The sequence below is a fragment of the Pseudomonas sp. LAP_36 genome (assembly GCF_019456785.1).
GTDB classification, from domain to species: Bacteria; Pseudomonadota; Gammaproteobacteria; order Pseudomonadales; family Pseudomonadaceae; genus Aquipseudomonas; species Aquipseudomonas tritici.
Map to the genome: position 1 here is coordinate 220,667 of NZ_JAHZMS010000004.1, position 12,903 is coordinate 233,569.

Below are 12,903 nucleotides of genomic sequence, written 5' to 3' on the forward strand. Positions count from 1 at the left end.
GTAGTCCCTTACATTTTGAATTAATTTCGCAAAATAATAACTGAAAGAACCTGTTACGGGTTAGCCAAAAGTCTCCCGCAACAACCCGGCAAACGCATCCCGCGCCAGGTGCCGCTGGGTGTCCTTGTGCCAGAACAGCAAATTGTCCACGGCCTGCAGTTCATCAAACCGGTACGACGCCAACTGATTGGCCTGCTCATAGCGGGCCAGGATGCCTTCCGGCGCGAGCGCCACGCCAATCCCCGCGCTGACACAACCGATGATCGTGCCCCAACTGGCATAGCTGGCGATAGCCGGCTTGAAGTCATGGGGCTTGACCCAGTTCTCCAGCGCCGCCCGATACGGGCAGCCGGGCGGCCACACCAGCAGGGTACGGCCGGCGAGGTCCTCGGCGCTGCGGATTGGTGCGCTGGAGGCGCTGGCGATCAATACGAGGTGTTCGCTGTAGACCACGCTGTGATCGAGCTTTGCGCGTTTGTTGCCGGCAGCCACCAGCGCCACATCCAGGCGGTGGTGTTGCAGGTCATCGAGCAGTTCGCCCCAGGCGCCGGTGACCAGCTCCAGACTGACATCCGGATAGCGCCGGTGATATTCCGCCAGCAGCGGCGGCAGACGGCCGCTGGCGCTGGACTCCACCGCGCCGATGCGCAGGGTGCCACGGGGAATGGCGTTGGCATCCACGGCGCGTTTGGATTCGTCGACCAAGGCCAGGATGCGTTCGCAATACTCGAGGAAAATCTCACCGGCAGCACTGATCGCCAGCCCGCGCCCGGCGCGGATAAACAGCGGCGTGCCCAACTCGCCTTCCAACTGCTTGATACGCGTGGTGATGTTGGACGGCACACAGTGCAATTGCAGGGCGGCCTGGGCCACGCTGCCGGTCTGCGCCACGGCTCGCACCATTTTCAGTTGGGCCAGTTCCATTACTCAGTTCCAGTGATTTCAGAAGTCAGAAACGCTTAATTGTCCTACGCCTTGCCCGGGCCAAGACTGACGGCATTCCTTCTCAGTTTTCGGATGCCGTCGATGAACACCCCGTCACCCCTGAAGCTTACGCTAGTCATCGCCAGCGTCATCCTCTGTTGGGCCTATTCGCCGATTGGCGTGCACATCGGGCTGCACAGCTACAGCCCTGGGCAGCTCGCGCTGCTGCGGTTTCTGATCGCTTCGGTGTTCATGGCTGGTGTGGCGCTGGTGATGGGCATCGGCCGGCCGCGCCTGAGGGATGTGCCGTGGCTGCTGGTGTTGAGCTTTTTCGGGGTGTTCCTGCATCACACCAGCCTCAATTATGGACAGCAATTCGTGAGTGCCGCGGCGTCCAGCGTACTGGCGCAATCGGCACCCCTGTTTAGTGTTTTGATCGCGTTTTTCTGCTTGAAGGAGCGAGTCAGCCTCTGGCGCTGGAGCTGCGTGTTGCTTGGCTTGCTCGGCGTGCTGGTGGTGATCTGGGGCGATCACGGCGTGGGCGATATCGACCCGCGCGGTTTGCTGATCCTGCTGGCGGCGGTGTCGTGGAGCCTGTACTTCGTTATCCAGAAACACTATGCCCATCGCTATAGCCCGCTGACGATGGCGTGCTACATGGTGTGGGTGGGCACGTTGATGCTCTGCGTGAACCTGCCAGGCCTGCCCGCCGCCGTGGTGCAGGCACAGCTGCCGGAAAACCTCGCGGTGCTGGTGCTCGGGATTTTCCCCAGCGCTTTGGCGTACCTGGCGTGGGGCTACGTGTTGAAGCATGTCGAGGTCAGCCGCGCCTCGGTGGCGATGTACCTGATCCCGCCGGTCGCCATGGTGATGGCGGCGACGTTGCTGGGTGAGCACATCGCCCTGCAAGTGGTGCTGGGCGGCGTGATTGTTTTGGCCAGCGTGGCAGCGATCAGTCTGGAGGGGCGTTTACGCTGGCCTCTCCGGTATACAGCTTGATGATTTCGTCGATCTCGCCCGACATTTTCATCCGCAACAAGGTGCGCAGGATTTTTTGCACCGGCACATCCGGATCGTTGCGCACGGTGCAGCCCAGGTTCTGCTGATCGATCACCGCAACCTTGTGCAGGCGTTTGCCGACCGGCATGCGCTGGTTGAAACGGTCGAGTATCCATTCATTGGTCACGGCGAACTTGAAGCGCCCGGCCACCAGTTTTTGCAGCACCTGCTCTTCGCTGCGGGCATCGTCACGGCTGAGCTGGCCGCTGGCAAACAAAGGCTCAAGGGTGGCGTAGCGATAATTGAGCACCGTGCCGATGGCTTGTGGCGCAAGTTTGACAACCTGAACCGGCTGCGCAGGGATATGGGTGCTGATCAACAGGTTGCGCTGCACCATCAACGGGATACTCCACGTGTAGTCACCGGACAAGTTGTCGACCCAGGCCTGGGTGACATAACAGCGCACATCAATCTCGCCATGCTCCATAGCGCTGGCAATTCGCGCGCGAGCCAGTACGTGGAATTCGGCCGGGTGGCCGACCTGGGTGGCCAGGCTCAACATCAGGTCATACAAAATGCCTTGGGTGGGCTGTCCGCCCTCCAATTGCACCATGGGCATCGCCCAGCTGTCGGAAACCGAGAAACGCAACGGTGCGGGCGCTGCCAGGCTTGCCGTGGTAATCATCCATAAGGCGCCCAGGACTACGCGCATATGCTCTCCGGGTTCAGGCCTTTTTGGGGCCAATCAGGCAAGCTTAGTCAGATTAGGCGAGCGTGCCGGATGCAATTTCCCCCTTGCTCCGCTAGCATTACCGGCTTCCGCTTCCCAGTTGCGACGGTTTTCGATGAGTTATCAGGTTCTTGCACGTAAATGGCGTCCGCGCTCGTTCCGCGAAATGGTCGGCCAGACCCATGTGCTCAAGGCTCTGATCAATGCCTTGGACAGCCAACGGCTGCACCATGCCTACCTGTTCACCGGTACCCGGGGAGTGGGCAAGACCACCATTGCGCGCATCATCGCCAAATGCCTGAACTGTGAAACCGGTATCACTTCGACGCCCTGCGGCACCTGCTCGGTGTGCAAGGAAATCGACGAAGGGCGTTTTGTCGACCTGATCGAGATCGACGCCGCGAGCCGTACCAAGGTCGAAGACACCCGCGAGCTGCTGGATAACGTGCAGTACGCGCCGAGCCGTGGCCGCTTCAAGGTCTACCTGATCGACGAAGTGCACATGCTGTCCAGCCATTCCTTCAACGCCTTGTTGAAAACCTTGGAAGAGCCGCCGCCCTACGTCAAATTCATCCTGGCCACCACCGACCCGCAGAAACTACCTGCAACTATTCTGTCGCGGTGCCTGCAGTTCTCCCTGAAAAACATGACCCCCGAGCGAGTGGTCGAGCATTTGACCCACGTGCTGGGCGTCGAGAACGTACCGTTTGAAGACGACGCCTTGTGGCTGCTCGGCCGCGCCGCCGATGGTTCGATGCGGGACGCCATGAGCCTCACCGATCAGGCCATCGCCTTTGGTGAAGGCAAGGTCATGGCCGCCGACGTGCGCGCCATGCTCGGCACCCTCGACCACGGTCAGGTATTCGACGTGCTGCACGCGCTGATCGAAGGCGACGCCAAGGCGTTGCTCGAAGCCGTGCGTCACCTGTCGGAGCAAGGCCCGGACTGGAACGGCGTGCTGTCGGAAATCCTCAATGTGCTGCACCGCGTTGCCATCGCCCAGGCTCTGCCGGAAGGTGTCGACAATGGCCATGGCGACCGCGACCGCGTGCTGGCCCTGGCCCAGGCATTGCCGGCCGAAGATGTGCAGTTCTACTACCAGATGGGCCTGATCGGTCGCCGGGACCTGCCTTTGGCGCCGGACCCGCGCGGTGGCTTTGAAATGGTGCTGCTGCGCATGCTGGCCTTCCGGCCCGCCGACTCGGCCGATGCGCCGAGACAGCCGCTAAAGCCAGTGGGGATCAGCCAGGCCACAGTTGATTCCGCCAAACCAGTGGCTGGCGCGGCGGTGGTTGCGCCAGTGGTGGCTGCGCCCGCGCCGGTCGCACCGGCACCTGAGCCTGAGCCCGTGGTTGCTGCGCCAGTGGTCGAGCCGGAACCGATGGTCGAGCCTGAGCCGGTCGTCGATTTGCCTTGGAATGATCCGGTAGACGCCGACGCTGAAGTCGAGCAGGTGCCTGCCGTGGAGCCCGTGCTGGAAACCAGCAGCGAGCAGCCCGAGCTGACGCCGATGCCCACGCCGACCCCGGACAGCGTGGTGCCGGATGCCCCTGAGTGGGCCTCTGCGCCTGTCCCCGAACCAACCGTGGCCCAAGTGGAAGCTGCCACCCCAGGCATCGACCTCGACGACGAACCGCCGCTGGACGAAGACTATATCGAGCCGGACATGGATTCGGCCTACAGCTACCTGGACGACCTGGCCAGCGAACACACCGCCGAGCCGGCCCCTGAGCCCGAGGCGGAACCCGCTGCAGCCCCGGCCACCGGCCTGGCCCTGCAATGGCTGGAGCTGTTCCCGAAACTGCCGATCTCCGGCATGACCGGCAGCATCGCCGCCAACTGCACACTGATTTCCATTGAGGGCGACCACTGGCTGTTGCACCTGGACCCGGCCCACAGCGCCCTGTTCAACGCGACCCAGCAGCGCCGCCTGAACGATGCGCTGAACCAGTACCATGAGCGCACGCTGACCATCGCCATCGAGCTGATCAAGCCTGAGCAGGAAACCCCGGCCCAGGCCGCGAGCCGCCGGCGTATCAACCGCCAGCGTGAAGCAGAGGACTCGATCCACGCTGATCCGCTCATCCAGCAAATGATGCAACAGTTCGGTGCGGTCGTCCGTCACGATACTATTGAACCCGTCGAAGCCCCGGTGCCCCAAGCGTCATAACACCGGGCTACTCATTGATCCACGTACTTTTGAGGTGATTCCCATGATGAAAGGTGGCATGGCCGGCCTGATGAAGCAGGCGCAGCAGATGCAGGAAAAGATGGCCAAGATGCAGGAAGAACTGGCCAACGCCGAAGTCACCGGTAAGGCCGGTGGCGATATGGTCAGTGTGGTAATGACCGGTCGTCACGACATCAAGCGCGTGAGCATCGACCCAAGCGTATTGCCAGGCACCAGCGAAGATGACCTGGAAATGCTCGAGGCGCTGTTCGCCGCGGCCGTCAACGACGCCGTGCGCAAGATCGAAGCCAACAGCCAGGAAAAAATGGGTGGCGTAACCGCTGGCATGCAGCTGCCACCGGGCATGAAGCTGCCGTTCTGATCGGCAAGCCTTCGCTAGACTCAAATGCCAGGCCTCGTGCCTGGCATTTTTTTTACTCGCACTACGGCACAGTAACTCTATAGAACCTCGGCGTATCAGCCGGTGTCTGCACTTGATAGCGATGAATTCGATTACCGTTAAAGGAGCCCCTTCATGCCTCAAGAACCGATCCTGAACCAGCGCATTGTCCTGGTCTCACGCCCCCAGGGTGCACCCACCCCGGAAAACTTCCGCCTGGAGCGGGTGAATCTGCCCGAGTTGGAAGACGGCCAGGTCCTGCTTAAGACGCTGTACCTGTCACTTGACCCGTATATGCGTGGACGTATGAGCGACGCGCCGTCCTACGCAGCTCCGGTGGAAATCGACGAAGTGATGACTGGCGGCGCTGTCAGCCGTATCGAGCAGTCGCGTAATCCGAAATTCGAAGTGGGCGACCTGGTGGTCGGTGCTACCGGCTGGCAGAGCCACAGCATTTCCGATGGTCGCAACCTGATGCCGGTGCCAAAAGGGCTCGCCAGCCCGTCGATGGCCCTGGGTGTGCTGGGCATGCCGGGCATGACCGCCTACATGGGGCTGATGGACATCGGCCAGCCCAAGGAGGGGGAAACCCTGGTAGTGGCAGCGGCATCCGGCGCGGTCGGTTCGGTGGTGGGGCAGGTGGCCAAGCTCAAGGGCTTGCGCGTCATCGGGATCGCCGGGGGGGCGGACAAGTGCCGCTACGTGGTGGACGAATTGGGCTTTGATGCCTGCATCGACCATAAGAGCGAGGACTTTGCCAACGAATTGGCGCAGGCGTGCGACAAGGGCGTGGACATCTATTTCGAGAACGTCGGCGACAAAGTCTTCGACGCCGTGGTGCCCTTGCTCAACCCCAAGGCGCGCATTCCGCTGTGCGGGTTGATCGCCGGCTACAATGCCCATGAAGCCCCCAGCGGGCCGGATCGGTTGCCGGCCTTGCAGCGTACGTTGCTGACCAAGCGTGTGCGCATCCAGGGTTTTATCGTGTTCGACGACTACGGTGATCGCCAGCCCGAGTTCCTCAGCGCCATGGCGCCGTGGGTGCGCGATGGCAAGATCAAGTTCCGCGAAGATGTGGTCGACGGCCTGGAGCAGGCGCCCGAAGCCTTCATCGGTTTGCTGGAGGGACGCAACTTCGGCAAGTTGGTGGTGCGCGTCGCACAGGATTGAGCATTTGACGCTAATCCGAGGCGCGGGTATAAACCGCGTCTCGTTGTTTTGTCGGACCTTTCGCCCATGAGCTTCAGCCCCCTGATTCGCCAACTGATCGACGCCCTGCGCACTTTGCCGGGCGTGGGCCAGAAAACCGCCCAGCGCATGGCGCTGCAACTGCTGGAGCGTGATCGCAGCGGCGGCACCCGGTTGGCCCAGGCCCTGAGCCAGGCCATGACCGGAGTGGGCCACTGCCGCCAGTGCCGCACCCTCACCGAAGAGGAACTCTGCCCGCAATGTGCCGACCCGCGCCGCGACGACACGCTGCTGTGCGTGGTGGAAGGGCCGATGGATGTGTACGCGGTGGAACAGACGGGCTATCGCGGGCGCTACTTCGTGCTCAAGGGCCACCTGTCGCCGCTGGACGGCTTGGGCCCGGAAGCCATCGGCATTCCGCAACTGGTGGCGCGAATTGAAGAGCAGGGCACCTTTACCGAAGTGATCCTGGCCACCAATCCGACGGTGGAAGGTGAGGCGACCGCGCATTACATCGCCCAACTCCTGAGTAACAAAGGCCTGATCACCTCGCGCATCGCCCATGGCGTGCCGCTGGGTGGCGAGTTGGAATTGGTGGACGGTGGGACGCTGGCGCATTCCTTCGCCGGTCGCAAACCCATCGCCCTCTAAAGGCACACCGCACTACAACGGTGGGAGCTGGCTTGCCTGCGATAGCATCACCACGGTGTAACTGACACACCCCGGTGCCTGCATCGCAGGCAAGCCAGCTCCCACACTGGTTTTGTGTTGTTGGTGAAATCTGCATCCGGCTTGATAACCAAGCAAGCGCTTGGTAATTTTGCTCCACCTCTCCGTGGAGCTTGCCGATGTCTGCCTATCAGGACTACTTCGACCCCAGCCACCAATTGGTCCGCGACAGCGTGCGCCGTTTTGTCGAACGCGAAATGTTGCCCGGCGTCGAGCAGTGGGAAGAGGCCGAGAGTTTTCCCCGAGCGCTGTACCTCAAGGCCGGCGCGGCGGGGATACTGGGCATCGGTTACCCCGAAGCCCTGGGGGGCAGCCATGAAGGTGATCTGTTCGCCAAAGTGGCCGCCAGCGAGGAGTTGATGCGCTGCGGCTCCGGCGGCGTGGTGGCGGGGCTGGGTTCGCTGGATATCGGCCTGCCGCCTGTCGTCAAGTGGGCGCGACCCGACGTCCGTCAGCGCGTAGCGCCGCTGGTGTTGTCGGGTGAGAAGATCATCGCCCTGGCTGTCACAGAGCCGGGCGGCGGTTCCGACGTGGCCAGCCTGCAAACCCGCGCCATTCGCGACGGCGACCACTACCGCGTCAGCGGCAGCAAGACCTTTATCACCAGCGGCATCCGCGCCGATTTCTACACCGTGGCCGTGCGCACCGGCGGGCCGGGCTTTGCCGGTATCAGCCTGCTGCTGATCGAAAAAGACACCCCCGGTTTTACCGTCGGCCAGCCTCTGAAGAAAATGGGCTGGTGGGCGTCGGACACGGCTGAATTGTTCTTCGACGATTGCCGGGTGCCGGTGGGCAACCTGATCGGCGCCGAGAACATGGGGTTCGCCTGCATCATGGGCAACTTCCAGAGCGAACGCCTGGCCTTGGCCCTTATGGCCAACATGACCGCACAGTTGGCACTTGAGGAAAGCCTCAAATGGGCCGCGCAACGCGAAGCCTTCGGCAAGCCTATCGGCAAATTCCAAGTGATCAAGCATCGCCTGGCGGAAATGGCCACCGCCGTTGAAGTCTCCCGCGAATTCACCTATCGCCAGGCGGCAAAGATGGCCGCCGGAAAAAGTGTGATCAAGGAAATTTCCATGGCCAAGAATCTCGCCACCGACACCGCCGACCGCGTGACGTTTGACGCCGTGCAGATACTCGGGGGCCAGGGGTATATGCGTGGGAGCCTGGTGGAGCGGCTGTATCGGGACAACCGCATCCTGTCCATCGGGGGAGGGACCCGGGAAGTGATGAATGAAATCATCAGCAAGCAGATGGGGTTGTGAGCTGCAGTGTTCTTTCGGGCCTCATCGCAGGCAAGCCAGCTCCCACAGATATGAATGTGTGGACCCAATCAAATGTGGGAGCGGCGGTGCGACGATTCGACTTGCCCGCGAAAAGGCCAGTCCAGGCAACCGTTACCTTTCAGTCAACGCGAACTGCGTCAGACAAAACGTCGGAATCCCCATGTCTTCCAACCGCTGCGACCCACCCAACTCCGGCAAATCAATGATCGCCGCCGCTTCAAAAATCTGCGCACCCATGCGCCGCACCAGGTTCGCCGCCGCGATCAGGGTGCCGCCGGTGGCAATCAAATCATCAAAGATCAATACCGAGTCACCCTCACACAGGCTGTCAGCGTGCACTTCCAGGAAGGCCTCGCCGTACTCGGTCTGGTAACCCTCGGCCAGCACGTCGGCTGGCAGCTTGCCCTGCTTGCGAAACAGGATCAGCGGCTTGTTCAGTTGATAGGCGATGATCGAACCGATCAGGAACCCCCGCGCATCCATCGCGCCGATGTGCGTGAAGTCAGCCTCGACATAACGCTGGGCAAAACTGTCGGCCACCAGGCGCAGGGCGCGAGGCGATTGGAACAGCGGGGTGATGTCACGAAAGATCACCCCAGGCTTGGGGAAGTCGATGACAGGGCGGATCAGGGATTTGATGTCGAACGAATCAAAGGTCATCGTCGAAGAGTCCTGGGCTGGAAACGGACTCGAAGTATACCTGCGGCCTCGCCAGTTGGCGCGGCCGCAGCGTCTGGATCAGGCGTCGACCGTGCCGCCGGCCAACGCACACAGTTGGATCGGGTCGAGGATATGCACTTCCTTGCCTTCGGCAGCGATCAACTCGTTCTGCTGGAAACGGGTAAACACGCGGGACACGGTTTCCACCGCCAGGCCCAGGTAGTTGCCGATTTCATTGCGCGACATGCTCAGGCGGAACTGGTTGGCCGAGAAACCACGGGCACGGAACCGCGCGGACAAGTTGACCAGGAAGGTGGCGATGCGCTCGTCGGCGGTTTTCTTCGACAACAGCAGCATCATTTGCTGGTCGTCGCGAATCTCGCGGCTCATCACGCGCATCAGCTGACGGCGCAGTTGCGGCAATTGCAGGGCCAGTTCGTCCAGGCGCTCGAAGGGGATTTCGCACACTGACGTAGTCTCCAGAGCCTGGGCCGACACCGGGTGAATCTCGGTGTCCATGCCTGACAGCCCCACCAGTTCGCTGGGCAAGTGGAACCCCGTGATCTGTTCTTCGCCGCCATCGCTCAGGCTGAACGTCTTCAACGCGCCCGAACGCACTGCATAAACGGAATCGAACTTGTCGCCCTGGCGAAACAGAAACTCGCCTTTTTTCAGCGGGCGACCGCGTTTAACGATCTCGTCCAGCGCTTCCATGTCTTCCAAATTCAACGAAAGTGGCAGGCACAGGGGGGCCAGGCTGCAATCCTTGCAATGGGCCTGGCTGTGAGCGCGCAGTTTAACTGGCTCGGACATTTCTTAAATCCTTGTGGGAAAACACACATAAGACGTAAGGGTAACGCACTGGAGGTCGCTGAAGCCAGCGTGTACAAAAAACCGGCAACCATATAAAGGTTTTTGTACCGAGGTCGATACAGCAGGCATACCTATTTAGTCGGAGCCTGGATCATGTCTGTTATCGCCGCCTACAACCCTGCCATCCGCATTCCGACTGTGCCGGATGCAAAACCATTGGCTGAGGCCAAGGAAGAAGCACCAGGCGCTGAAACGGCTACTGCACCCAAAGTGGTTGAAGGTGTGACCGTGACTATTTCCGCCGATGCCTTCAAAGCCGCTGGTGCGGCCAAAAGCTCCAATGCGGATATCGATGACAGTGGCCTGGACGACAACGTCAAACAGGTGCTGAAAATGATCCGCCAACTGAAACAGCAGATCGCCGAAAAACAGGCCGAACTGGCGGCAGTCGCGGCGGCCAATAACCTCTCGCCCGAAGAGGCTCGAGCCAAGACCAGTGCTCTGCAAAGCGAAATCAGTGCTTTGCAGGCGGGCCTGATGTCGGCTCAGACCTCCCTGGCCAAGTCGATGAAAGGTATGAGCGCCAACGACTCGATGAAGGCCGCCTCGTTGTCGATGTAATCAGATCACCCGTGAAAATCGTTGCCGATTCTGGTGCTCCAGATAGGCATCGAACACCATGCACACCGAACGCACCAGCAGTCGCCCGGCGGGCAATACACGAATGCCCTGGGCGCCGAGTTCGATCAGGCCATCTTCGGCCATGGTCTCCAGTTGCGGCCAGATGTCGTCAAAATACCCGCGAAAATCAATGTTGAAGGCCGGCTCGATCTTCTCGAACACCAGGCTGAAATTGCAGATCAACTGTTGGATAACCTCCCGCCGCAACCGATCGTCCGTGGTGCAGACCAAGCCGCGGCTGGTGGCCAGTTGCGCGCCGGCCAAGCTGTTCTGGTAGGCGTTGAGGTCGCTGCTGTTCTGGCAGTACAGGTCGCCGATCTGGCTGATCGCCGACACCCCGAGCCCGATCAGGTCGCAATGACCGTGGGTGGTGTAGCCCTGGAAGTTGCGTTGCAGGGTGCCTTCTTCCTGGGCGATGGCCAGCTCGTCGTCCGGTAGGGCGAAGTGATCCATGCCGATGTAGCGATAGCCGGCCTGGGTCAATTGCTCGATGGTGGTTTGCAGCATCAGCAGCTTTTCTGCCGGTGAAGGCAAGTCGTCGGTGTTGATGCGCCGCTGCGGCATGAAGCGTTCCGGTAGATGCGCATAGTTAAATACCGACAGGCGGTCCGGTTGCAGGTTGATCACTTCCTCCACGGTGCGCGCGAAGTTCAGCGGGGTCTGCTTGGGCAGGCCGTAGATCAGGTCGATATTGATCGAGCGAAATTGCAGGGTGCGCGCCGCGTCGATGACCGCACGGGTTTCTTCCAGGCTTTGCAGGCGGTTGACCGCGCGTTGCACCTCGGGGTCGAGGTCTTGCAGGCCGATGCTGACGCGGTTGAAGCCCAGCTCACGCAGCAGGCCCATCGTGGCCCAATCCGCCTCGCGGGGGTCGATCTCGATGCCGTAGTCGCCGGAATCATCATCCAGCAAATTGAAGTGCTGACGCAGGCATGCCATGACCTGGCGCAGTTCGTCGTGGCTGAGAAACGTCGGCGTACCGCCGCCGAAGTGCAGTTGTTCCACCGGTTGTTTCGGGTCGAGGTGGCAGGCCACCAGTTGGATTTCCTGCACCAGGCGTTGCAGGTAAGCCTGGGCGCGGCCACGATCCTTGGTGATGACTTTGTTGCAGGCGCAGTAGTAGCAAATGTTCGCGCAAAACGGCACATGCACATACAGTGACAATGGCCGCACAGCCTTGCGACTGTCGCGCAGGGCGTGGAGCAGGTCGAACGTGCCGACCTGGCTGTCGAATTGTACGGCGGTGGGGTAGGACGTGTAGCGCGGTCCCGCCAAGTCGTAGCGGTGAATCAGATTGGTGTCCCAACGAATGGCGTCGAGCATGCGGGCGCTCCCCCGGATTGGCTAGTGGGGTGAGTCTAGGGGCCCGTCGAAGGTGGCATCTTGATTTGCATCAACGGGGAGCGGCGCTATGCATTTAGTGGCCCATTAGCCAGTGCTGGTGCGGCCCCGGCAACGTCCAGATACCAAACAGGATCACCAACAAGCCACCGGCCATCCGCACGCTGCGTTTGCGCAGTAGCGCCGTGACCCGCTCAGCCGCCAGGCCGGTGGCCAACAGTACCGGCCAAGTGCCCAGTCCAAACGCCAGCATCAGCAACCCGCTGTCCAGCGCATTCCCCTGGCTCGCCGCCCACAGCAACGTGCTGTAGACCAATCCGCACGGCAACCAGCCCCAGAGTGCGCCCAGCAGCAACGCGCGCGGCAGGCTGGACACCGGCAGCAAACGGTTGGCAACCGGCTGGATATGCCGCCACAGGCCGCGCCCGAGGCTTTCGACGCGGGTGAGGCCGCTCCACCAGCCCGCCAGGTACAGGCCCATGCTGATCAGTAACAGCCCGGCAAGTACGCGCATGAACATCGCGGCCGGGCTGTTCGCCACCGCCCAGCCGGCCAGGCCAATCAACACGCCGGCAGCGGCATAGCTGAGGATGCGCCCCAGGTTGTACGCCAGCAGCAGGCGAAACCTGCGGCTGCGCTGCTCCTTGGGGATCGCCAGGGTCAACGCGCCCATTAGCCCGCCGCACATGCCCAGGCAATGGCCGCCCCCCAGCAGGCCGAGGATCAGTGCGGAGACCAGCAGCGGCGCCAGTTCAAGCATGGGGTGGGTCTTTAGGCGGTTGTTCGGGGTGGTTGGCTTCTTCGACGCCGGCCAGGTGATTCGGGTCCTGGTCGTCGAACAGCACGCTATGGGCCGGCCCATCGAGGTCGTCGTATTGGCCGCTGTCCACGGCCCAGAAGAAGATGTAGATGGCCACGCCCACTAACAGCAGCGCCGCCGGAATCATCACGTATAAAGCTGGCATCTGCACTCCATGCC

The 12,903-nt window shown here is 61.6% G+C and carries 14 protein-coding genes; 7 read left to right on the plus strand and 7 right to left on the minus strand.

What is annotated here, in order from left to right; translation table 11 throughout:
- Positions 1–60: 60 nt before the first annotated feature.
- The gene (locus JBO08_RS15765; protein WP_220074801.1) at positions 61–924 is read right to left on the minus strand and encodes a LysR family transcriptional regulator; all 864 of its coding nucleotides are present in this window, start codon (positions 922–924) and stop codon (positions 61–63) included.
- A gap of 102 nt (positions 925–1,026) precedes the next feature.
- On the opposite strand from JBO08_RS15765, the gene JBO08_RS15770 reads away from it, so the two are divergent.
- Positions 1,027–1,923, plus strand: coding sequence for a DMT family transporter (locus JBO08_RS15770; protein WP_220074800.1), 897 nt, complete (start codon positions 1,027–1,029; stop codon positions 1,921–1,923).
- On the opposite strand, the gene JBO08_RS15775 is transcribed toward JBO08_RS15770, so the two are convergent.
- Positions 1,877–2,635, minus strand: coding sequence for an ABC transporter substrate-binding protein (locus tag JBO08_RS15775; RefSeq protein WP_220074799.1), 759 nt, complete (start codon positions 2,633–2,635; stop codon positions 1,877–1,879). The genes JBO08_RS15770 and JBO08_RS15775 overlap by 47 nt on opposite strands.
- 133 nt (positions 2,636–2,768) lie before the next feature.
- Between JBO08_RS15775 and dnaX the strand changes: the two genes are divergently transcribed.
- From dnaX to JBO08_RS15800, 5 genes are all read left to right on the plus strand, one after another.
- Entirely contained in the window at positions 2,769–4,823 is a 2,055-nt protein-coding gene (dnaX, locus tag JBO08_RS15780; protein WP_065946233.1) for a DNA polymerase III subunit gamma/tau, read from the plus strand.
- 43 nt (positions 4,824–4,866) lie between these two features.
- Positions 4,867–5,205: a YbaB/EbfC family nucleoid-associated protein gene (locus tag JBO08_RS15785; RefSeq protein WP_049712036.1), complete on the plus strand. Its 339-nt coding sequence runs from the start codon at positions 4,867–4,869 to the stop codon at positions 5,203–5,205.
- A 153-nt stretch (positions 5,206–5,358) separates the two neighbouring features.
- Positions 5,359–6,393 carry an NADP-dependent oxidoreductase gene (locus tag JBO08_RS15790; protein WP_220074798.1) on the plus strand — a complete coding sequence of 345 codons (1,035 nt, stop codon included), beginning with the start codon at positions 5,359–5,361 and terminating at the stop codon, positions 6,391–6,393.
- A gap of 66 nt (positions 6,394–6,459) precedes the next feature.
- Positions 6,460–7,062: a recombination mediator RecR gene (gene recR, locus JBO08_RS15795; RefSeq protein WP_065873846.1), complete on the plus strand. Its 603-nt coding sequence runs from the start codon at positions 6,460–6,462 to the stop codon at positions 7,060–7,062.
- A gap of 197 nt (positions 7,063–7,259) precedes the next feature.
- Positions 7,260–8,408, plus strand: a complete 1,149-nt coding sequence (locus tag JBO08_RS15800; RefSeq protein ID WP_065889789.1) for an acyl-CoA dehydrogenase family protein — start codon at positions 7,260–7,262, stop codon at positions 8,406–8,408.
- A 132-nt stretch (positions 8,409–8,540) separates the two neighbouring features.
- Here the strand turns inward: JBO08_RS15800 and JBO08_RS15805 are convergent, their stop codons facing one another.
- Both JBO08_RS15805 and fnr read right to left on the minus strand, forming a co-directional pair.
- Entirely contained in the window at positions 8,541–9,089 is a 549-nt protein-coding gene (locus JBO08_RS15805) for an adenine phosphoribosyltransferase (protein ID WP_065873845.1), read from the minus strand.
- 78 nt (positions 9,090–9,167) lie between these two features.
- Positions 9,168–9,902, minus strand: coding sequence for a fumarate/nitrate reduction transcriptional regulator Fnr (gene fnr / locus JBO08_RS15810; protein ID WP_065873844.1), 735 nt, complete (start codon positions 9,900–9,902; stop codon positions 9,168–9,170).
- Positions 9,903–10,055: 153 nt separating this feature from the next.
- On the opposite strand from fnr, the gene JBO08_RS15815 reads away from it, so the two are divergent.
- Complete coding sequence (locus tag JBO08_RS15815) at positions 10,056–10,523, plus strand: FlxA-like family protein (RefSeq protein ID WP_064052670.1); 468 nt, start codon at positions 10,056–10,058, stop codon at positions 10,521–10,523.
- On the opposite strand, the gene hemN is transcribed toward JBO08_RS15815, so the two are convergent.
- From hemN to ccoS, 3 genes are all read right to left on the minus strand, one after another.
- Positions 10,524–11,906: an oxygen-independent coproporphyrinogen III oxidase gene (hemN, locus tag JBO08_RS15820; protein ID WP_220074797.1), complete on the minus strand. Its 1,383-nt coding sequence runs from the start codon at positions 11,904–11,906 to the stop codon at positions 10,524–10,526.
- A gap of 94 nt (positions 11,907–12,000) precedes the next feature.
- Positions 12,001–12,684: a sulfite exporter TauE/SafE family protein gene (locus JBO08_RS15825; protein WP_065873842.1), complete on the minus strand. Its 684-nt coding sequence runs from the start codon at positions 12,682–12,684 to the stop codon at positions 12,001–12,003.
- A complete protein-coding gene (gene ccoS, locus JBO08_RS15830; protein ID WP_010208549.1) occupies positions 12,677–12,889 on the minus strand; it encodes a cbb3-type cytochrome oxidase assembly protein CcoS in 213 nt (70 codons plus the stop codon). The genes JBO08_RS15825 and ccoS overlap by 8 nt, the downstream gene beginning before the upstream one ends.
- Positions 12,890–12,903 lie beyond the last annotated feature (14 nt).